The 20,064-nt window shown below is 54.6% G+C and carries 18 protein-coding genes; 14 read left to right on the top strand and 4 right to left on the bottom strand.

Going from position 1 to position 20,064, the window contains the following annotated elements; translation table 11 throughout:
• Nucleotides 1–38: 38 nt before the first annotated feature.
• The 3 genes from GJ746_RS14680 to GJ746_RS14670 all read left to right on the top strand — a co-directional run bounded on the left by GJ746_RS14680 (nucleotide 39) and on the right by GJ746_RS14670 (nucleotide 4,119).
• On the top strand, nucleotides 39–3,095 hold the full coding sequence (locus GJ746_RS14680; protein ID WP_154680877.1) for an FAD-binding and (Fe-S)-binding domain-containing protein: 3,057 nt from the start codon (nucleotides 39–41) through the stop codon (nucleotides 3,093–3,095).
• A complete protein-coding gene (gene menI / locus GJ746_RS14675) occupies nucleotides 3,092–3,502 on the top strand; it encodes a 1,4-dihydroxy-2-naphthoyl-CoA hydrolase (protein WP_154680876.1) in 411 nt (136 codons plus the stop codon). The genes GJ746_RS14680 and menI overlap by 4 nt, the downstream gene beginning before the upstream one ends.
• Before the next feature lie 368 nt (nucleotides 3,503–3,870).
• Complete coding sequence (locus tag GJ746_RS14670) at nucleotides 3,871–4,119, top strand: GlsB/YeaQ/YmgE family stress response membrane protein (protein ID WP_004102935.1); 249 nt, start codon at nucleotides 3,871–3,873, stop codon at nucleotides 4,117–4,119.
• 720 nt (nucleotides 4,120–4,839) lie between these two features.
• Here GJ746_RS14670 and iraP read toward each other — a convergent pair.
• Nucleotides 4,840–5,181, bottom strand: a complete 342-nt coding sequence (gene iraP, locus GJ746_RS14665; protein WP_154680875.1) for an anti-adapter protein IraP — start codon at nucleotides 5,179–5,181, stop codon at nucleotides 4,840–4,842.
• 527 nt (nucleotides 5,182–5,708) lie between these two features.
• Here iraP and sufA point away from each other — a divergent pair.
• The 7 genes from sufA (at nucleotide 5,709) to ldtE (ending at nucleotide 12,317) form a co-directional block, all read left to right on the top strand.
• The gene (sufA, locus tag GJ746_RS14660) at nucleotides 5,709–6,086 is read left to right on the top strand and encodes a Fe-S cluster assembly scaffold SufA (RefSeq protein WP_154680874.1); all 378 of its coding nucleotides are present in this window, start codon (nucleotides 5,709–5,711) and stop codon (nucleotides 6,084–6,086) included.
• A 2-nt stretch (nucleotides 6,087–6,088) separates the two neighbouring features.
• On the top strand, nucleotides 6,089–7,576 hold the full coding sequence (gene sufB / locus GJ746_RS14655; protein ID WP_154680873.1) for a Fe-S cluster assembly protein SufB: 1,488 nt from the start codon (nucleotides 6,089–6,091) through the stop codon (nucleotides 7,574–7,576).
• A 16-nt stretch (nucleotides 7,577–7,592) separates the two neighbouring features.
• Nucleotides 7,593–8,339 carry a Fe-S cluster assembly ATPase SufC gene (gene sufC, locus GJ746_RS14650; protein WP_154680872.1) on the top strand — a complete coding sequence of 249 codons (747 nt, stop codon included), beginning with the start codon at nucleotides 7,593–7,595 and terminating at the stop codon, nucleotides 8,337–8,339.
• On the top strand, nucleotides 8,314–9,588 hold the full coding sequence (sufD, locus tag GJ746_RS14645; RefSeq protein WP_154680871.1) for a Fe-S cluster assembly protein SufD: 1,275 nt from the start codon (nucleotides 8,314–8,316) through the stop codon (nucleotides 9,586–9,588). The genes sufC and sufD overlap by 26 nt, the downstream gene beginning before the upstream one ends.
• Nucleotides 9,585–10,805: a cysteine desulfurase SufS gene (gene sufS / locus GJ746_RS14640; RefSeq protein WP_154680870.1), complete on the top strand. Its 1,221-nt coding sequence runs from the start codon at nucleotides 9,585–9,587 to the stop codon at nucleotides 10,803–10,805. Before sufD ends, sufS begins: the two co-directional genes overlap by 4 nt.
• Nucleotides 10,806–10,815: 10 nt before the next feature.
• Nucleotides 10,816–11,232, top strand: a complete 417-nt coding sequence (sufE, locus tag GJ746_RS14635) for a cysteine desulfuration protein SufE (RefSeq protein WP_154680869.1) — start codon at nucleotides 10,816–10,818, stop codon at nucleotides 11,230–11,232.
• 101 nt (nucleotides 11,233–11,333) lie between these two features.
• On the top strand, nucleotides 11,334–12,317 hold the full coding sequence (gene ldtE, locus GJ746_RS14630; protein ID WP_154680868.1) for a L,D-transpeptidase LdtE: 984 nt from the start codon (nucleotides 11,334–11,336) through the stop codon (nucleotides 12,315–12,317).
• Nucleotides 12,318–12,382: 65 nt separating this feature from the next.
• Here the strand turns inward: ldtE and lpp are convergent, their stop codons facing one another.
• The gene (gene lpp / locus GJ746_RS14625) at nucleotides 12,383–12,619 is read right to left on the bottom strand and encodes a murein lipoprotein Lpp (protein WP_003029373.1); all 237 of its coding nucleotides are present in this window, start codon (nucleotides 12,617–12,619) and stop codon (nucleotides 12,383–12,385) included.
• Between the two features lie 312 nt (nucleotides 12,620–12,931).
• The gene (pykF, locus tag GJ746_RS14620; RefSeq protein ID WP_154680867.1) at nucleotides 12,932–14,344 is read right to left on the bottom strand and encodes a pyruvate kinase PykF; all 1,413 of its coding nucleotides are present in this window, start codon (nucleotides 14,342–14,344) and stop codon (nucleotides 12,932–12,934) included.
• Nucleotides 14,345–14,853: 509 nt separating this feature from the next.
• Here pykF and fumD point away from each other — a divergent pair.
• A complete protein-coding gene (gene fumD, locus GJ746_RS14615) occupies nucleotides 14,854–15,066 on the top strand; it encodes a fumarate hydratase FumD (RefSeq protein ID WP_154680866.1) in 213 nt (70 codons plus the stop codon).
• A gap of 25 nt (nucleotides 15,067–15,091) precedes the next feature.
• On the opposite strand, the gene GJ746_RS14610 is transcribed toward fumD, so the two are convergent.
• Nucleotides 15,092–15,730, bottom strand: coding sequence for a TetR/AcrR family transcriptional regulator (locus GJ746_RS14610; RefSeq protein WP_154680865.1), 639 nt, complete (start codon nucleotides 15,728–15,730; stop codon nucleotides 15,092–15,094).
• Between the two features lie 126 nt (nucleotides 15,731–15,856).
• Here GJ746_RS14610 and GJ746_RS14605 point away from each other — a divergent pair, with 126 nt between their 5' ends.
• The 3 genes from GJ746_RS14605 (at nucleotide 15,857) to GJ746_RS14595 (ending at nucleotide 19,959) form a co-directional block, all read left to right on the top strand.
• Complete coding sequence (locus GJ746_RS14605; protein ID WP_154680864.1) at nucleotides 15,857–17,713, top strand: bifunctional sugar phosphate isomerase/epimerase/4-hydroxyphenylpyruvate dioxygenase family protein; 1,857 nt, start codon at nucleotides 15,857–15,859, stop codon at nucleotides 17,711–17,713.
• A gap of 76 nt (nucleotides 17,714–17,789) precedes the next feature.
• Nucleotides 17,790–19,109 (top strand): MFS transporter, encoded by a 1,320-nt coding sequence (locus GJ746_RS14600; RefSeq protein ID WP_154680863.1) that lies wholly within the window; start codon nucleotides 17,790–17,792, stop codon nucleotides 19,107–19,109.
• Nucleotides 19,110–19,122: 13 nt separating this feature from the next.
• The gene (locus tag GJ746_RS14595) at nucleotides 19,123–19,959 is read left to right on the top strand and encodes a shikimate dehydrogenase family protein (RefSeq protein ID WP_154680862.1); all 837 of its coding nucleotides are present in this window, start codon (nucleotides 19,123–19,125) and stop codon (nucleotides 19,957–19,959) included.
• Nucleotides 19,960–20,064: the final 105 nt, after the last annotated feature.

Below are 20,064 nucleotides of genomic sequence, written 5' to 3'. Positions count from 1 at the left end.
CACTTACAACACAACATAGTCAGGCAGGGTCGAGCCTCATGATCCCACAGATTTCTCAAGCGCCAGGTGTCGTTCAGCTGGTGCTGAATTTTTTGCAGGTACTGGAGCAACAGGGTTTTACCGGCGATACCGCCACCAGCTACGCCGACAGGCTGACGATGGCCACTGATAACAGTGTATATCAGCTGCTGCCGGATGCGATTGTATTCCCCCGTTCCACGGCAGATGTGGCTCTGCTGGCAAGACTGGCGGCGGAAGAGCGTTTTAAAACGCTGATCTTTACCCCGCGCGGGGGCGGTACTGGCACTAACGGTCAGGCGCTGAACGCCGGGATCATCGTTGATATGTCCCGCTATATGAACCGCATTATTGAAATCAACCCGGAAGAAGGGTGGGTGCGGGTGGAAGCGGGGGTTATTAAGGATCAGCTCAATCAGTTTCTTAAACCTTACGGCTACTTTTTCGCGCCGGAACTTTCCACCAGTAACCGCGCTACCCTAGGCGGGATGATCAACACCGACGCCTCCGGGCAGGGCTCACTGGTGTATGGTAAAACCTCCGATCACGTACTGGGCGTGCGCTCGGTACTGATCGGCGGCGATATTCTTGATACCCAGCCGATCCCGGCGGCGCTGGCGGAAACGCTTGGCGCAGAGCAGTCGGCCATTGGGCGGATTTACCGCACGGTCTATCAGCGCTGCAAAGCGCAGCGGCAGTTGGTTATCGATAAATTCCCTAAACTTAACCGCTTCCTGACGGGCTACGATATGCGTCACGTCTTTAACGACGAGATGAGCCAGTTCGACCTGACCCGTATCCTTACCGGCTCAGAAGGAACGCTGGCGTTTATCACCGAGGCGCGGCTGGATATCACGCCTTTGCCGAAAGTGCGCCGTCTGGTCAACGTTAAGTACGATTCATTTAACTCCGCGCTGCGCAACGCGCCGTTTATGGTTGAGGCGAAGGCGCTTTCTGTTGAGACCGTCGACTCGAAAGTGTTGAATCTGGCGCGAGAAGATATTGTCTGGCACTCGGTGAGCGAACTTATTACCGACGTTGCGGATAAAGAGATGTTGGGCCTGAATATCGTCGAATTTGCCGGGGACGACGCCGGGCTGATAGACGGTCAGGTGGCGACGCTGTGTCAGCGCCTGGACGAACTGATGTCGCGCAACGAAGCGGGCGTTATCGGCTGGCAGGTATGTAGCGAGCTGGACGGCGTTGAGCGCATTTATGCGATGCGTAAAAAGGCCGTGGGCCTGCTGGGTAATGCCAAAGGCGCTGCCAAGCCGATACCTTTCGCCGAAGATACCTGCGTGCCGCCGGAGCATCTGGCCGACTATATTGTGGAGTTCCGCGCGCTGCTCGACGGCCACGGTCTGAGCTACGGCATGTTTGGCCATGTTGATGCCGGGGTGCTGCACGTACGCCCGGCGCTGGATATGTGCGACCCGCAGCAAGAGATGCTGATGAAGCGCATTTCCGATGAGGTGGTGGCGTTAACCGCTAAGTACGGCGGCCTGCTGTGGGGAGAACACGGCAAGGGATTCCGTGCGGAGTACAGCCCGGCGTTCTTCGGTGAGGAGCTATTTGGCGAACTGCGTAAAATTAAAGCCGCGTTCGACCCTGATAATCGCCTGAATCCGGGCAAAATATGCCCGCCGGAGGGCGTTGATGCCCCGATGATGAAGGTGGATGCGGTGAAGCGCGGAACCTTCGATCGGCAGATCCCTATCGCCGTGCGCAATTCATGGCGCGGCGCGATGGAGTGTAACGGTAACGGTCTGTGCTTTAACTTTGATGCGAAAAGCCCGATGTGCCCTTCAATGAAGGTCAGCAACCACCGTATTCATTCGCCAAAAGGCCGGGCCACGCTGGTGCGAGAGTGGCTACGTCTGCTGGCGGATCGCGGCATCGACCCTAATCAGCTGGAAAAAGATTTGCCGGAAAAACGCGCCAGCCTGCGTACCCTGGTGGAACGTACCCGCAATAGCTGGCACGCGCGTAAGGGAGAGTACGATTTCTCCCATGAGGTCAAAGAAGCGATGTCCGGCTGCCTGGCCTGTAAAGCCTGTTCGACACAGTGCCCGATAAAAATTGACGTGCCGGAGTTCCGTTCGCGTTTCCTCCAGCTCTACCATAGCCGCTATCTGCGGCCGGTTCGTGACCATCTGGTAGCAACGGTTGAATCCTACGCGCCGCTGATGGCGCATGCGCCCAGGACCTTCAACTTCTTTATTAATCAGCCATGGATGCGCAAGCTGTCGGAAAAGCATATCGGTATGGTCGACTTACCGCTGCTCTCGGTTCCATCGCTGAAGCAGCAGATGGTTGGCCACCGTTCCGCCAACACCACGCTGGAGCAGCTGGAAGAGCTGAGCGATGAGCAGAAATCGAAGACGGTGCTGGTGGTTCAGGATCCGTTTACCAGCTACTACGATGCGCAGGTTGTTGCCGATTTTGTTCGCCTGATAGAAAAATTGGGCTATCAGCCGGTTCTGCTGCCATTCTCGCCAAACGGCAAGGCGCAGCATATTAAGGGGTTCCTGACGCGATTTGCGCGCACCGCGCAGAAAACCGCAGATTTTCTTAACCGGGTGGCCCAGCTCGGCATGCCGCTGGTGGGCGTCGATCCGGCGCTGGTGCTCTGCTACCGTGATGAATACAACCAGGTGCTCGGCAACAAGCGCGGCGATTTCCGCGTGATGCTGGTGCACGAATGGCTGCCGCAGGCTTTATCGCAGACCGCTGCGCAGGATAAAGGCGGCGAGTCGTGGTATCTGTTTGGCCACTGTACCGAGGTGACGGCGCTTCCCGCTTCCACCAAACAGTGGGCGGATATTTTCGCTCGTTTTGGCGCGAAGCTGGAGAATATCAACGTGGGCTGCTGCGGCATGGCCGGAACCTATGGTCATGAGGTGAAGAACCACGCCAACTCGCTGGCCATCTACGCGCTTTCCTGGCAGCAGGCGATGCAGCGTTTGCCGCGCAATCGCTGCCTGGTCACCGGCTACTCCTGCCGCAGCCAGGTGAAGCGTATTGAAGGCAGCGGCGTACGCCACCCGCTGCAGGCGCTACTGGAGATTATTGGATGATTTGGAAACGTCACAGCACGCTGGAACAGCTGAATGCAATGGGCGATGGTAATATGGTCGGCCTGCTCGATATTCAGTTTGAGGCAATAACCGGCGATACGATTGAAGCTACCATGCCTGTGGATGGCCGTACCCATCAACCGTTTGGCCTGTTGCACGGCGGCGCATCGGTGGTACTGGCGGAAACGTTAGGTTCAGTGGCCGGTTATCTGTGCAGCGAAGGTGAGCAGAAGGTGGTGGGGCTGGAGGTTAACGCTAACCATATACGCTCGGTGCGCAGCGGCAGAGTTCGCGGCGTGTGCCGGGCGCTACACGTTGGTTCCCGTCATCAGGTGTGGCAGATTGACATCTCTGATGAACAGGGGCGTCTTTGCTGTTCGTCGCGGCTGACGACGGCGGTAATCTAAGTTTACTCAGGGGGAATATCTCCCCCTGAGCGCTATTTAAACCTTATAGCTAATCCTGGCAATAACTTTCTCTGATTAATCACCCAGGCCGTTTTGCAGCGATATCTGGCGCTTATTTGTCCTTTGCGCACTCCGGGTTGACGTTATCTGTTTCCGGGAAATGTTATTGTTTGTCACTCTGGACCGCAGGGCTTTAATAGCCTCATTGATCTTTTGCTTATTAAATAAACTCTCCGGGGCCGTAGACTATTATTGCTAATATGACAAGAGTTTTGCTGTTAAATATAAATTTAGCAATCACCGTTCATATTTATGCTAATCTTTTAAATACCAGAGGTTTACAAGGTAACAAGAGGACGGAGCTAGCTATGGGTATCATTTCATGGATCATTTTTGGGCTTATTGCCGGTATTTTAGCCAAGTGGATTATGCCGGGGAAAGACGGCGGCGGATTTATCGTTACCGTAATTCTGGGTGTTATCGGTGCAGTTGTCGGGGGCTGGATTAGTACTTTCTTCGGCTTTGGCCGCGTTGACGGTTTTAATTTCGGCAGCTTTGTTGTAGCGGTGATTGGTGCGCTGGTAGTACTGTTTATCTACAGGAAGATTAGGAGCTAATACGCTCTGCGCCACAGCTATGGCATAACTGCGATGGCATAAATGAAGAGGCTACCGATATTGTCGGTAGCCTTTTTAATTTATTTAAGCCTGATTGAGCAATTTCGCATCTGTGTCTTAATGGAGGCGAAAGCCCGTTCGACCGCGCGAAGTTCAAGGATTGCGAAGGAGGAGGTGGTTAATCGAGCAAAACGCTAATAATTAACAATACGACCATACACATCGACATGACATCTGTTTCTATATCCATAATTCAGTACTACACACGTTCCCGAACGGCCGCCGCGCGGCATGGCGTTTAAAGATGAAAGAAATCTAGCAGCGCATTTTACATGAGCCAGTCAGCGGTGAATAAATCTTTATTTCTGTGAAATGAACGCACTTATAATGAAAATGAATAGAATTTGTTGCATGAATGCATTCAGCGCAGGAGAAGGGGGTTCTGCCCCTCCCGATGCCCGCCAAAGAGGGGCTCAGGAAGAGAGCAAGCCAGCGCCACAAGACGTTAAGAAGGCGATGCTGAAGATATAGATCCCCGGGATGCCTTATTTGCGTCATGTATCAATGCGCATGCCCGGCATATTGATTGTCGCTGCTGTGGCTGGTGTATTTAGCGAGATTGTCGGGCCGACCGGTGTTCAATGCGCTCGCTCAGGCGCGATGTACACGGGGTCGACCCTCTTAAGACATATAGAAGTAATTGAGAATGGTTTTATCTGCTTAGTCGGTGCGTTTATCTTTGGCGGCGTCCAGTTGATCGACTGCTGCTTGATTGATTTTATCCTCATGGGTATGAATCAATTGAGTGAGCGCAATTTGCTCCTGAAATTTTGCCAGCAAGAGCTCCGCGTCGGATTTAAGCATATCCTCGGATGATTCCAGCACCGAGTTTATCGCTTTTGTGACATTCCCAACCAACTCGGCGACGCCTCCTTCCTCACCCACGGCGAGCATTAATGCGCTTATCAGCAATGACTGCGCTTCAACCTGTGCGGCAAGCTGCTTGTTTTCTGCGTCCATAGAGGAAATTTTCGCAATAATGCTGAGAATGACATTATTCATGATGTTCCTTAAATCAATAAGTTAAGCCGAATTTTATGCTGGCTATCTTCGTTGCAGGATCAGCGAAATATCCATTGATAGTCAATATGCCAGAAAATATATCATCAGCGGTAGTAGGGGATTCTCTATATCTGACGATGGTTGAAAATAGCTGATTATTGACCTGCTTGCGCCGTTGGCCGCGTTTATCCCGTATTGCACATGCCCTCTGGGCGTAACTCGTTGAAAGCTCAGACAAGTAGATCGAAAGTGCTATTTTCGCTGCCTATCTTATAAATCGGTATTTTCGATGCATCTTTTCCATTGCTCCTAACAGCCCGCTATGAAAGAAAATAACTTATTATTTTTCAAAATATTAAAGCATGAATCTGCGGGCTGAAATGACGATAAACAGGGTCTATGCTTATAAAAAGAGCAATAAATGAGCCTGAGGGGAGAATACCCCTTCTCCGGATGGGTTGAAGTGATAATCATTATCACTAACATAACGAGTAAGCCCTGATGGCATCAACCTATGAGGTAGAGCGATGGATTCACAAACAGGAACTTTTAATCCCGACGATTTTAGCTGGCGCGGCCTGGCGATGACCCCTGCCGCCGCCGCCCATATTCGCGAGCTGGTCCACAAGCAGCCTGACATGCAGGGGCTGCGTTTAGGCGTTAAAACCAGCGGCTGCGCCGGTTTTGGCTACGTCCTTGAACTTATTGCCGAACCGGCAAAAGACGATCTGCTCTTTGAGCGCGATGGCGCGAAGCTATGGGCGCCGCTGCAGGCCATGCCGTTTATCGATGGTACCGAGCTCGATTATGTACGCGAAGGCTTAAATCAAATTTTTAAGTTTCATAACCCTAAAGCTCAGCACGAATGCGGCTGCGGCGAGAGTTTTGGCGTTCAGGCGGAGTAACTATGTCTCGTAATACTGAAGCAACTGACGATGTCAAAACCTGGAGCGGCGGGCCACTCAACTATAAAGAGGGCTTTTTCACCCAGCTACAGACCGATGAGCTGGCGAAAGGCATAAACGAAGAGGTGGTTCGGGCGATTTCCGCACGCCGTAATGAGCCAGAATGGATGCTCGAATTTCGTCTGAACGCCTTTAAAGCCTGGCAGGCGATGGAAGAGCCGCACTGGCTGAAGGCGCACTACGACAAGCTAAACTATCAGGATTACAGCTATTACTCAGCGCCCTCCTGCGGCAACTGCGATGATACCTGCGCCTCTGAGCCCGGAGCGCTGCAGCAAACCGGTTCCAGCGCGTTTCTGACCAGTGAAGTTGAAGAGGCATTTAACCTTCTCGGCGTGCCGGTGCGTGAAGGGCGGGAAGTCGCCGTTGATGCCATCTTTGACTCGGTTTCCGTGGCGACCACCTATCGTGAAAAGCTGGCGGAGCAGGGAATTATTTTCTGTTCCTTCGGTGAAGCGATTCACGATCATCCGGAACTGGTGAAGAAATACCTCGGCACCGTGGTACCGGGCAATGATAACTTCTTTGCCGCTCTTAACGCGGCGGTAGCCTCCGACGGCACCTTTATCTATGTGCCCAAAGGCGTGCGCTGCCCGATGGAGCTGTCGACCTATTTCCGCATTAATGCGGAAAAAACCGGCCAGTTTGAACGCACCATTCTGATCGCCGACGAAGGCAGCTACGTGAGCTACATTGAAGGCTGCTCGGCACCGGTGCGCGATAGCTACCAGCTGCACGCGGCGGTAGTCGAAGTGATCATTCATAAAGACGCCGAGGTGAAATACTCCACGGTGCAAAACTGGTTTCCCGGTGACAACAACACCGGCGGGATCCTCAACTTCGTCACCAAGCGCGCCCTCTGCGAAGGCGAGAACAGCAAAATGTCGTGGACCCAGTCGGAAACCGGCTCGGCGATTACCTGGAAGTATCCAAGCTGCATCCTGCGCGGGGATAACTCCATCGGTGAGTTCTTCTCGGTAGCGCTGACCAGCGGCCACCAGCAGGCGGACACCGGCACCAAAATGATTCATATCGGCAAAAACACGCGGTCGACGATTATTTCGAAGGGAATTTCCGCCGGTCACAGCCAGAACAGCTATCGCGGTCTGGTCAAAATCATGCCGACCGCGACCAACGCGCGCAACTTCACCCAGTGTGATTCCATGCTGATTGGCCCGGACAGCGGGGCGCATACCTTTCCGTATGTGGAGTGTCGTAATAACAGCGCTCAGCTGGAACACGAAGCGACCACCTCACGTATTGGTGAAGATCAGCTGTTTTACTGCCTGCAGCGAGGGATCAGCGAAGACGATGCCATTTCAATGATCGTCAACGGTTTCTGTAAAGACGTTTTCTCCGAGCTGCCGCTGGAGTTCGCCGTAGAAGCGCAGAAATTACTGGCGATTAGCCTTGAACACAGCGTCGGCTGATAACAAAGGAAATAAGATGTTAAGTATAAAAAATTTGCAGGTCGCCGTTGAAGACAAAGAGATCCTGCGCGGGCTGAATCTGGAGGTTCGCCCCGGCGAAGTGCACGCCATCATGGGGCCGAACGGCTCCGGGAAAAGTACGCTCTCTGCCACGCTTGCCGGGCGCGAAGACTATGAAGTGACCGGCGGCAGCGTGGAATTCAAAGGCAAAGATCTGCTGGAGCTGGCTCCGGAAGATCGCGCCGGTGAAGGCATCTTTATGGCCTTCCAGTATCCGGTGGAAATTCCCGGCGTCAGCAATCAGTTTTTCCTGCAAACCGCGCTGAATGCCGTTCGCAGCTACCGCGGCCAGGAGCAGCTTGACCGTTTTGACTTCCAGGATCTGATGGAGGACAAAATTAAGCTGCTGAAGATGCCCGAAGATCTGTTGACCCGCTCGGTTAACGTCGGCTTCTCCGGCGGTGAGAAAAAGCGCAACGATATCCTGCAGATGGCGGTGCTGGAGCCCGAGCTGTGCATTCTGGACGAGTCGGACTCCGGGCTGGATATCGACGCGCTGAAGATTGTTTCTGACGGCGTCAACTCGCTGCGCGACGGCAAGCGCTCATTTATTATCGTCACCCACTATCAGCGCATTCTTGACTATATCAAACCTGATTACGTCCACGTGCTGTATCAGGGGCGGATCGTCAAATCCGGCGATTTTACTCTGGTCAAACAACTGGAGGAGCAGGGCTATGGCTGGCTTACCGAACAGCAGTAACGCGCTGCAGCAGTGGCACCATCTGTTTGAGTCGCAAAGCGGTCAGCGCAGTCCGCAGGCGCACCAGCACCTGCAGCAGCTGTTGCGCCTGGGACTGCCGACGCGTAAGCATGAAAACTGGAAATATACGCCGCTGGATGCGTTGCTGAACCAGAGGTTTGTTGTCGCGGAGCCGCAGACGCTGACGGCGGAACAACGCGATGCGCTGGCGCTGAAGCTGGAGGCATGGCGGCTGGTCTTTATTGACGGGCAATATAGCGCAAACCTGAGCGACGATCTGACCTCCAGCGGCTATGAAGTGCGGGTGGATAATGGGCGTCAGCAGCTGCCGGAGGCCGTTCAGCCCGAAGTGTTTCTGCATTTGACGGAAAGCCTTGCCGCCAGCGTCACCCATATTAAGGTCGGGCGTAATCAGCGCCCTGAAAAACCGTTGCTGATTGTTCACATGACGCGCGGGCTGACGAGCGATGAAATGAATACCGCTCACTATCGCCATCATCTGGAGCTGGAGAGCGGCGCAGAGGCAACGATCGTCGAACATTATCTGAGCCTTAACGATGAGCGCCACTTTACCGGCGCAAGGCTGACGATGAGCGTGGCGGATAACGCGCATCTGCAGCATACTAAGCTGGCGTTTGAAAATGCGCAGAGCTACCACTTTGCCCATAACGATCTGGCGCTCGGGCGCGATGCTTCGGCGTTCAGCAGCAGTTTTCTGCTCGGAAGCGCGGTGCTGCGTCACCACACCAGCGCGCAGCTGAACGGTGAAAACAGTAACCTGCGGATTAACTCGCTGGCGATGCCGGTCAACAACGAAGTGTGCGACAGCCGCACCTGGCTCGATCACAAGGTTGGATACTGTAACAGCCGCCAGCTACATAAAACTATCGTCAACGACAAAGGACGTGCGGTGTTTAATGGTCTGATTAACGTCGCGCAACATGCGATCAAAACCGATGGCCAGATGACCAACAACAACCTGCTGCTGGGCCGCTTATCCGAAGTGGATACCAAACCGCAGCTGGAGATTTACGCCGACGACGTTAAGTGCAGCCACGGCGCGACCATCGGGCGCATCGATGATGAGCAGCTGTTTTATCTGCGCTCGCGTGGGATCGCGCAGCAGGCGGCGCAGCACATGATCCTATACGCCTTTGCCGCGGAGCTTACGGAAGCTATCGGCGATGAGGCGCTCAGGCAGCAGATCCTGGCGCGTATCGGCCAGCGTTTGCCGGGAGGTAAAGCATGACATTTTCTGTGGAACGCGTGCGCGCGGATTTTCCGGTTCTCAACCGCGAAGTAAACGGCCAGCCGCTGGCCTACCTCGATAGCGCCGCCAGCGCGCAGAAGCCGGAAGCGGTCATTAACGCCGAGGCGGAGTTTTATCGCCACGGCTATGCGGCGGTACATCGCGGTATTCATACCCTTAGCGCGGAAGCTACGGCGCGCATGGAGCAGGTGCGCCAGCAGGGGGCGACCTTCCTCAATGCCCGTTCGGCGGAGGAGCTGGTTTTTGTTCGCGGCACCACCGAAGGAATCAACCTTGTGGCGAACAGCTGGGGAAACGCTAACGTCGGCGCAGGCGACAACATTATCGTCAGCGCGATGGAGCATCATGCCAATATCGTTCCCTGGCAAATGCTGTGCGCCAGAGTAGGGGCACAGCTGCGGGTGATCCCGCTGAATCAGGACGGTACCCTACAGTTGGATGCGATTCCCGGTCTGTTTGACGAGCGCACTCGTCTGCTGGCTATCACTCAGGTTTCTAACGTACTGGGTACGGAAAACCCAATCGCCGCTCTGGTTGCCTTAGCCCATCAGCATGGCGCAAAAGTGCTGGTGGATGGCGCGCAGGCGGTGATGCACCATCCAGTGGACGTGCAGGCTCTGGACTGCGATTTTTACGCGTTTTCCGCGCACAAGCTGTATGGCCCCACCGGGATCGGCGTGCTCTACGTTAAACAGGAAATCCTGCAGGAGATGGCGCCGTGGGAAGGGGGCGGGTCGATGATCGCCACGGTCAGCCTGACCGCAGGTACGACCTGGGCCAAGGCACCGTGGCGCTTTGAGGCGGGAACGCCAAATACCGGCGGCATTATCGGTTTCGGGGCGGCGCTGGATTACGTTAGCGCGCTGGGGCTGACGCACATCGCGGAATATGAACAAACCCTGATGCGCTATGCGTTACAGGCGCTGGAAAGCGTGGAGGATTTAACCCTTTACGGCCCGCAAAATCGCCTGGGGGTAATCGCGTTTAACCTTGGCAAACATCATGCCTACGATGTCGGTAGCTTCCTTGACAACTACGGTATTGCGGTACGGACCGGGCACCACTGCGCCATGCCGCTCATGGAGTTCTACGGCGTCCCTGCCATGTGTCGGGCATCACTGGCGATGTACAATACCACGGAAGAGGTGGACCGGCTGGTGGCTGGGCTACAGCGGATCCATAAATTATTAAGCTAAGGGAGCGACTATGGCGGCGTTACCGGACAAAGATAAACTGCTGCGCAACTTTAGCCGTTGTGCGAACTGGGAAGAAAAATATCTCTACATTATTGAGCTCGGTCAGCGCCTGGCACCGCTGAGTCCGGAGGAGCATATTGCGGAAAACATCATTCAGGGTTGCCAGAGCCAGGTGTGGATCGTCATGTCGCAGGACCAGAGCGGCGCTATTGCGCTGCGCGGCGACAGCGATGCGGCCATCGTTAAGGGACTTATCGCGGTGGTATTTATCCTTTATGACCGCATGACGGCCAAAGATATCACCGCTTTTGACGTGCGCCCATGGTTTGAAAAAATGGCCCTCACTCAGCATCTCACCCCCTCGCGTTCCCAAGGACTGGAAGCAATGATCCGCGCAATTCGCGCGAAAGCAGCAAATCTTAGCTAGAATAAAACAGTAGATTTCATTCTGTTATGCGCGACGGGAGGTGAGCTTCTCGTCGCGCATAACAGGCCTGGCGTTTTATCAGCGAAAGAAGGAATCTCAGTATGAAACGCGCGTCTCTTTTTACTCTGGCTCTTCTGAGCGCCCTCAGCGCGTCACATGCAGCCTTAGCCGTCGACTACCCGCTTCCCCCTGCCAACAGCCGTCTGATTGGTGAAAACCAGTTTTGGACGGTACAGGAGAGCGACCGCAACCTGCAGGCGATAGCCCGTCGTTTTGATACGGCGGCGATGCTGATCCTTGAGGCTAACGATACCATTGCGCCGGTCCAGCCTAAACCGGGTACCCGGGTGCTGATACCCTCGCAGATGTTGCTCCCGGACGTACCGCGCGAGGGGATCGTCGTTAACCTGGCTGAATTACGCCTTTACTACTTTCCGCCGGGTATGAACCAGGTGCAGGTTTACCCTTTGGGGATTGGTCAGCAGGGGCTTGAAACGCCGGAGATGACCACGCGTATCGGGCAGAAAATCCCTAATCCGACCTGGACGCCGACGGCGGGGATCCGCGCCCGCTCGCTGGAGAAGGGAATTAAGCTGCCGCCGGTGGTGCCCGCAGGGCCAAACAACCCTTTAGGACGCTATGCGCTGCGTCTGGCATACGGTAACGGTGAATATCTCATTCACGGCACCAGTGCGCCCGACAGCGTCGGACTGCGCGTCAGCTCTGGCTGTATGCGCATGAATGCGGCGGATATCCAGGCCTTATTCAATCAGGTGAAAAGCGGAACGCCGGTGAGGATTATCAACCAGCCGGTCAAATTCGCGGTGGAGCCGGACGGCAAACGCTATGTTGAAGTTCATCGTCCGCTGACGTCGGATGAGACCAGCAATGCGCAGACGATGGCCTATACGCTTCCTGCTGAGTTTCACCAGTTTGCCGGTGATAAAGCGGTTGATGAGGCGCTGCTGAAACGCGCGTTGACCAGACGGGCGGGCTATCCGGTTGCGATATCTGCTGGCGGCAGCGCCGGGTCGGATCTGTCGGTGCAGAACACGCCGGTAGATGAAGCGAAAAGAGTACAGTAGGCGGGAGAAGTCAGAGGCAAAAAAAATGGCGCACATTGTGCGCCATTTTTATTACACAGATACTATTACTTACGGTATTTAGTAGCTGCGTTGTCCAGACGCTGGTTAGCGCGAGCTGCGTCATCTTTAGCAGCCTGAACGTCGGAACGCATTGCGTTCACGTCGTTGCTCAGCTGGTCAACTTTAGCGTTCAGAGTCTGAACGTCAGAAGACAGCTGATCGATTTTAGCATTGCTGGAGCAACCAGCCAGCAGAGTAGAACCCAGGATTACCGCGCCCAGTACCAGTTTAGTACGATTCATTATTAATACCCTCTAGATTGAGTTAATCTCCATGTAGCGTTACAAGTATTACACAAACTTTTTTGTGATGAGAATATTTTTTTACCTGAATACGCTTATTTTTGATCGTTCGCTCAAAGAAGCATCGAAATCATCACATAACGTTAAAAAGGCGAGTGAAAACAGCGCGCTTCCATCGGATTCATCTTAGATAATCCTCGCGTTAAATAGTAAATTCCGATTTGCATTTTTATTAATAGTGGCTAGTGCTGGAATAAAAAAAAGCGCTCCGAAGAGCGCTTTTAAAGGAAATTCTAATTAACCTGTAAATTATTACAGCACGTGTACGGAAGCGGTATTGGTGGTTCCGCTCGGTACTAAAGCGCCGGAAACCATAACAACCACATCGCCTTTACGCGCCAGGCCGCTTTGCAGCGCCAGCTCTTTACCCTGGATATAGAACGCATCGGTAGAGGAGATTTCATCGACCAGCTGCGCGACTACGCCTTTGGTCAGCACCAGCTGACGCGCGGTAGTTTCATTGGTCGTCAGTGCCAGGATGGTCGCATCCGGGAAGTATTTACGAACGGCGCGCGCGGATTTACCGCCCTGGGTGGCGACAACGATCAGCGGCGCTTCCAGTTTTTCGGCAGTCTCAACGGCACCGCGGCAAACTGCTTCGGTGATACGCAGCTTACGGTTGTCATTGTTGTACTCGAGACGGCTGGTCATTACGCGGTCGGTACGTTCGCAGATGGTCGCCATGATGGTGACCGCTTCCAGCGGATATTTACCTTTTGCGGATTCGCCGGACAGCATGACTGCGTCGGTGCCGTCGAGGATGGCGTTAGCCACGTCGCCTGCTTCCGCACGGGTCGGACGCGGGTTTTTGATCATGGAATCCAGCATCTGAGTCGCGGTGATAACCACTTTACGCGCGCGGATACATTTTTCGATCATCATCTTCTGCGCGAAGATAACTTCTTCAACCGGGATTTCAACGCCCAGGTCGCCACGCGCAACCATGATGCCGTCAGAGGCTTCGAGGATTTCGTCGAAGTTGTTCAGGCCTTCCTGGTTTTCGATTTTGGAGATGATCTGGATCTTCTCGCCGCCGTGGGCTTTCAGGTGTTCACGGATTTCAACAACGTCGGAACGCTTACGAATAAAGGAAGCCGCCACAAAGTCAACGCCCTGTTCGCAACCGAAGATCAGGTCCTGTTTATCTTTCTCAGCCAGCGCCGGCAGAGCGATAGAAACGCCCGGCAGGTTAACGCCTTTGTTTTCGCCGAGGTCGCCGTTGTTCAGCACTTTACAAACGACTTTATTGCCTTCGATAGCGGTGACTTCCATACCGATCAGGCCATCGTCAACCAGTACCGTGTTGCCAACGCTCAGGTCGCTGGTGAAGCCTTCATAGGTCACCGCAACGATTTCATTATTACCTACCACGGATTTGTCGGTGGTGAAGGTGAAGGTCTGGCCCGCTTTCAGAGAAACGTCGTTGCCGCCTTCCAGCTTGATGGTACGGATTTCCGGACCTTTGGTATCGAGAAGGATTGCCGCTTTCTTACCGGTTTTACTCATCACATTGCGCAGATTCTGGATGCGCTGACCGTGTTCCGCATAGTCACCGTGAGAGAAGTTCAGACGCATAACGTTCATGCCAGCGTCGAGCATTTTGGTCAACATCTCTTCGGATTCGGTTTTAGGACCGATGGTGCATACAATTTTGGTCTTTTTCATGACAGTTTAATCTTTAAGTTGTGAAGGATAGGGATGGGGAATCTGACTTCGCGGGCGCACTGCCGCAAAGTTAAACCTGTATTACGAAAGTTGCTTTGCCACGCTCTAAGGATAGGTGACAACAAAAGAGCGTGCAGAAGAATGTGTGCTGGCGGTTCAGCCCATGAAAAGAGGCAGTGTGTAATGCGTTTAGTCATGCAATCCAATGCGCTGAAACCATTCAATAAGAATTTGCTGGGCATTATACGTTGCCCAATCCAAAAAAGAAAATGAAAACCATGTTTCATTTCTATAGATATATACGTAACAAAATGCAAACTAATCCTATGCTTATGCGCAACACAAATTTTCACCAGCTGACAACATAAAGAGGGCGGGAACGCGGAGTTATTCACAACTTTTGCAGTAAAAAGACGCCACTGAAGCATAAAACGCGCGCTGGTTTGCTATCAGCGAGAAATATACCAATAATAAATTGATTGATAATGAAAAATTAAGAGCCAAATATTATGGGAAATACAGCTAAAGATGAGGCGTTATATCAGGAAATGTGCCGCGTAGTGGGGAAAGTGGTGCTTGAGATGCGCGATCTGGGTCAGGAACCAAAACATATTGTTATCGCCGGCGTTGTGCGTACCGCTCTGGCAAACCCTAAAATCCAGCGTTCCGCGCTGACGCAGGAAGCGATGGAAAAAGTTGTCCATGCGCTTTCCGGAAACTAGCCGCTCCTGAACATGAGTTCAGGCATCAGGAAATGACGAAACGAATAACCGCTTTGACGGCGATATCGCAGTGGTGAGCAACCATGGCTTCATCATCAATTTCTGGCATCGGGTCGTCCAGGTACAGGCTGCTGAAGGTATAAAAGTTTGATACCTGGTAGAAGCTAAAGCTGCTGATCAGTCGGTGTACATCGCGCGCTTCCAGCCCCGCCTGAAACACCCCTTGCCGCTGCCCGCGCTGCAGAATATCTTCCAGGATAGACAGGGCGGTACGGTTTAACGGTTTTAGCTGACCTGAATTTTTCAGCCACTTCCCGCGCTGCATGTTTTCCATACAGATAACCCGCATATAGTCCGCGTGCGTGGCGTGATAGCGCACGCTCCACTTTACCAGCTGCACCAGCGCTTCTACCGGCGGCACGTTTTCCAGTCCCAGCTGCTGCTCGGTTTCACGGATCCGGGCGTAGACGTGCTGAAGCACGGCCTGATAAAGCTGCTCTTTGGTCTTGAAGTAGTAGACCACCATCCTTTTAGTGGTCTGCGCCTCGGTGGCGATTTGCTCCATCCGCGCGCCCGACAGTCCATGCTCGGCAAAAACGGTAATGGCGGCGGCGAAGATCCGCTCTTTCAGAGACTGCGCTTCATCGTGAGCAACGACGGACATAACGACTCCTTTTCTTGAGATGCAAAAAATACACATATTGATCACAATTTTGCAACCAGTCATGGCGCAATTGAACCAATTGATACATATTCAGGTCACTACGTCAGCAAATGACACGAGGATACTATGCTGCGCTCCATCGCCACCGTTTCGATCTCCGGCACCTTACCCGAAAAGCTTCATGCCATTGCCGCTGCGGGCTATCAGGGCGTCGAAATTTTCGAAAACGATCTGCTCTATTATACCGGTACACCGGCCGATATCCGTCATCTGGCGACAGATTTAGGGCTAAAAATCACGCTTTTTCAACCATTTCGTGATTTTGAAGGCGCCAGCCGCAGTCAGTTCGCGGCGAATATGGAACGCGCCAGGCGCAAATTTGCGCTCATGCATGAACTGGGCTGCGACACCATGCTGCTGTGCAGTAACGTCCAGCCGGACTGTTCCGCCGATGTTGAACTGCAGGTCGCCGACCTGCGCGCCCTGGCTGAACTGGCGGAGCAGGAACGCATCACTATCGGCTACGAGGCGCTGGCGTGGGGTACCCACGTTAACCGCTGGCACCAGGCCTGGGAGCGAGTCAAAAGCGTCAACAGTCCTGCGCTGGGCATCGTGCTTGATAGTTTCCACATTCTGGCGCGCGGCGATACCCTGCAGCGGCTGGCGGACGTTCCGCTGGAGAAAATCACTTTTGTCCAGATGGCCGACGCGCCGCTGATGAAAATGGATATCCTCGAATGGAGCCGGCATTTTCGCTGTTTTCCAGGGCAGGGGCAGCTGCCGCTGGTGGATTTTGCCAGCGAACTGACGCGCCGCGGCTATCGCGGGCCATGGTCGCTGGAAATCTTTAACGACAGTTTCCGCGCCTCACCCAACGGAGCGACCGCGAAAGACGGCTATCGCTCGCTGCTGTGGCTGGAAGAGCAGGTCCGTCAGCGGCTGCCGGAAAGCGGCGCGCCGCTGTTTAACCCCGCGCAGCTGCCCGTCTGCGCCGGTCTGGAATTTATCGAGTTTGCCGCCAGTCCGGCGCAAGCCAGCGAGCTTGGGCAAAGACTGACGCAGCTCGGCTTTGCCGAGGAGGGAACGCATCGCACAAAACGCGTTTCACTCTGGCGCAACGGTGGAGCGCGCGTGGTGGTTAACGCCCAGCCGCACAGCTGGGCCGACCATTTTCACCAGCGCCACGGTGTTTCACTCTGCGCCATGGCGCTGCGCGTCAGCCAGAGCGCGGCGATTGTAGAACGCGCCCGCGCATACGGCTACGCCACCTGGCAGGGAGATGCCGGGCCGAACGAAAGCCCAATCCCGGCGATTTGCGCGCCTGACGGCAGCCTTATCTATCTGATTGAGACAGGCGACGATATCTACACCCGCGATTTTAATCTGCGCCCCGATTGTACGCCGCGTGAAGATTATTGGGGAGTCGATCATCTGGCCCTCGGCATGGAAGCGGATAGCCGCGATAACTGGATTATTTTTTTCCGTACCGTATTTGGCTTTACGCTTGAGCATGAGCAAACGCTGCCCGATCCGTATGGGCTGGTGCGCAGCCTGGCGGTACGCAGCCCGCAGGGAGATATTCGCCTCGCGCTCAATATTTCACAAAGTCGCGCCACGCAAATTGCCCGCTCGGTAGCCTGTTACCAGGGGGCCGGTTTACAGCACGCGGCTTTTGCCTGTCACCATTTGCCTTCCGTTGTTGAAAGCCTGCCGCAGGTTGCCGTCGACGCGCTGCCGATCCCGGCGAACTATTATGACGATTTGCTGGCACGTTTTGGCGACGCCGATAGCGTCAATCTGCTGAAAAGTCACCAAATCCTTTACGATCGTGACGGAAACGGCGGTGAGTTCCTGCACCTCTATACCCGGCCATTCTCGGCGGGCCGCTTTTTCTTTGAGTTAACCGAGCGACGCAACGGTTACGCACTTTATGGTGCTGTAAATGCAGCTGTACGCTTGTCAGCAATGCAGTACACCTTGTAATGTAGCAGATGGTTCACAACGCAACGGCGCAATCACAATAACAACGCTTATCTGTACCCTATGACAGGAAACGACTATGAACTCTTATAGCCATAACCAGACGACGGCGGGCGCCGCGTCCGGAGTGCGGCCATCCCGGCGGCGTATCGGTATACTTGCGCTACTGGCCGTCGGCACAATGATCAACTATCTCGACCGTACGGTGCTGGGTATCGCCGCGCCGCAGCTGACCGCTGAGCTGGGGATTGATGCTGCTGTAATGGGCATCGTCTTCTCCGCTTTTGCATGGACCTATGCTCTGGCGCAGATCCCCGGAGGCATCTTTCTTGACCGCTTTGGCAATAAAGTCACCTATTTTCTGGCGCTGACCCTGTGGTCGCTATTTACCATGTTCCACGGGATGGCGGTTGGCCTGAAATCTCTGCTGCTGTGCCGTTTTGGCCTCGGGGTCAGCGAAGCGCCATGTTTCCCGGTGAACAGCAGGGTGGTTAGCGCCTGGTTCCCGCAGCAGGAGCGCGCGAAGGCGACGGCGGTCTATACCGTGGGTGAATATCTCGGACTGGCCTGCTTTTCACCGCTGCTGTTCTGGATAATGGGCAGCTTTGGCTGGCGCGCGCTGTTTATTAGCGTCGGCGCAGCCGGAGTGCTGTTTGCTATCGTCTGGTGGCGCTGCTATCGCGAGCCGCATGAGGATCGGCAGCTCAATCAGCTGGAGCGCGAGCACATTATTAACGGCGGCGGGATGTCGACCGGCGCGGAGCAGCATACCGCCTTTAGCTGGCCGCTGATTCGCCAGCTGCTGGCCAAACGGCAGATCCTCGGCGCCAGCATCGGACAGTTTGCCGGTAATACGGTGCTGGTCTTCTTTCTCACCTGGTTCCCGACCTATCTGGCCACCGAGCGCCATATGCCGTGGATTAAAGTCGGCTTCTTCGCCATTATGCCGTTTCTCGCGGCGGCGGGCGGGGTGATGTTTGGCGGCTGGGTTTCCGATAAGCTGCTGAAAGCCACCGGCTCAGCGAACCTCGGGCGTAAGCTGCCGATTATCGCCGGTCTGCTGATGGCGAGTACGATTATCTCCGCCAACTGGCTGACCAGCGATCTGGCGGTGATTATGGTGATGTCGTTCGCCTTCTTCGGGCAGGGGATGGTGGGTCTGGGCTGGACGTTAATCTCCGATATCGCGCCGAAAGGCCTGGGCGGTCTGACCGGCGGCTTATTCAACTTCTGCGCTAACCTTGCCGGGATCCTGACGCCGCTAATCATTGGTTTCATCGTCGCGGCCTCCGGCAACTTCTTCTATGCGCTTGTTTATATCGGCGGCGCAGCCCTGCTGGGCGTGGCGGCATATGTGTTCATTTTGGGCGACGTAAAGCGTATCGAGCTTTCGCAGTAACAAGGAGCTGGGAATGGTGATTAGTGGGAACACGCGGCTGATAGCGCATCTTGGCTACCCGACCGCAAAATTTAAAGCGCCGATGATCTATAACCCGTGGTTTGTTCATCGGCAGGTGGATGCCAAGGTGGTGCCGATGGGCGTGAAGCCTGAGGATTACGCCACCTTTGTGCCGATGCTGTTTAAGATGACCAATATTATCGGCGCCCTGGTTACCATGCCGCACAAAATCGCCACCTGCGGGCTGGTGCAGCATATTAGTCCGACGGCGGCGATTGCGGGCGCCTGTAACGCAATTCGCCCTGAAGCCGATGGCTCATTAAGCGGCGATATGTTTGACGGCGAAGGTTTTGTCCTTGGGATTAAGCGTAAAGGTTTCGATACACACGGCGCGCGAGCGCTGGTAGTGGGCAGCGGCGGCGTTGGATCGGCCATTGCCGCTTCGCTGGCAGCGGCGGGCGTTAGCGCGCTGACGCTATACGATACCTGCTCACAGACGGCTGAAGCGCTGGCCGGGCGTTTGCTTCAACACTACCCACGACTGAATATCACCCTGATGCAACGCGACCCGCAGGGGCACGATCTGGTCGTCAACGCGACGCCGCTGGGGATGAAAGAGGGCGATCCGCTGCCGCTGGACCCTCAACGCCTGACGCCAGGAACCTTTGTCGGCGAAGTGGTGATGGCTCAGGAGTACACTCCCTTACTGCTGGCGGCACAGGCGGCGGGCTGCCCCATTCAACGCGGTACCGATATGCTGTTTGAAATGATCCCGGCCTACCTGCGTTTCTTTAATCTGCCGGTGGCGACCCCTGAACAGCTACGCGAACTGGCGGAAATTCGCTACTGAGGCGTCCTGGGTCCGGGTCATCGAACGCTATATTGATCGGTTGGTAGCGATTATTTTTATAACCCCTTCTTTTAGCGCTGCTGCGTAGTTTCAGCATCACACCGG

It is taken from the genome of Klebsiella oxytoca, assembly GCF_009707385.1.
Lineage (GTDB): Bacteria > Pseudomonadota > Gammaproteobacteria > Enterobacterales > Enterobacteriaceae > Klebsiella > Klebsiella oxytoca_C.
This window is presented reverse-complemented; position numbering and strand designations above follow the sequence as displayed.

Bases quoted from the DNA above. Each gene is read 5' to 3' on its own strand.
- GJ746_RS14680 (WP_154680877.1), top strand. From the start codon at position 39: ATGATCCCACAGATTTCTCAAGCGCCAGGTGTCGTTCAGCTGGTGCTG.
- menI (WP_154680876.1), top strand. From the start codon at position 3,092: ATGATTTGGAAACGTCACAGCACGCTGGAACAGCTGAATGCAATGGGC.
- GJ746_RS14670 (WP_004102935.1), top strand. From the start codon at position 3,871: ATGGGTATCATTTCATGGATCATTTTTGGGCTTATTGCCGGTATTTTA.
- iraP (WP_154680875.1), bottom strand. From the start codon at position 5,181: ATGAATAATGTCATTCTCAGCATTATTGCGAAAATTTCCTCTATGGAC.
- sufA (WP_154680874.1), top strand. From the start codon at position 5,709: ATGGATTCACAAACAGGAACTTTTAATCCCGACGATTTTAGCTGGCGC.
- sufB (WP_154680873.1), top strand. From the start codon at position 6,089: ATGTCTCGTAATACTGAAGCAACTGACGATGTCAAAACCTGGAGCGGC.
- sufC (WP_154680872.1), top strand. From the start codon at position 7,593: ATGTTAAGTATAAAAAATTTGCAGGTCGCCGTTGAAGACAAAGAGATC.
- sufD (WP_154680871.1), top strand. From the start codon at position 8,314: ATGGCTGGCTTACCGAACAGCAGTAACGCGCTGCAGCAGTGGCACCAT.
- sufS (WP_154680870.1), top strand. From the start codon at position 9,585: ATGACATTTTCTGTGGAACGCGTGCGCGCGGATTTTCCGGTTCTCAAC.
- sufE (WP_154680869.1), top strand. From the start codon at position 10,816: ATGGCGGCGTTACCGGACAAAGATAAACTGCTGCGCAACTTTAGCCGT.
- ldtE (WP_154680868.1), top strand. From the start codon at position 11,334: ATGAAACGCGCGTCTCTTTTTACTCTGGCTCTTCTGAGCGCCCTCAGC.
- lpp (WP_003029373.1), bottom strand. From the start codon at position 12,619: ATGAATCGTACTAAACTGGTACTGGGCGCGGTAATCCTGGGTTCTACT.
- pykF (WP_154680867.1), bottom strand. From the start codon at position 14,344: ATGAAAAAGACCAAAATTGTATGCACCATCGGTCCTAAAACCGAATCC.
- fumD (WP_154680866.1), top strand. From the start codon at position 14,854: ATGGGAAATACAGCTAAAGATGAGGCGTTATATCAGGAAATGTGCCGC.
- GJ746_RS14610 (WP_154680865.1), bottom strand. From the start codon at position 15,730: ATGTCCGTCGTTGCTCACGATGAAGCGCAGTCTCTGAAAGAGCGGATC.
- GJ746_RS14605 (WP_154680864.1), top strand. From the start codon at position 15,857: ATGCTGCGCTCCATCGCCACCGTTTCGATCTCCGGCACCTTACCCGAA.
- GJ746_RS14600 (WP_154680863.1), top strand. From the start codon at position 17,790: ATGAACTCTTATAGCCATAACCAGACGACGGCGGGCGCCGCGTCCGGA.
- GJ746_RS14595 (WP_154680862.1), top strand. From the start codon at position 19,123: ATGGTGATTAGTGGGAACACGCGGCTGATAGCGCATCTTGGCTACCCG.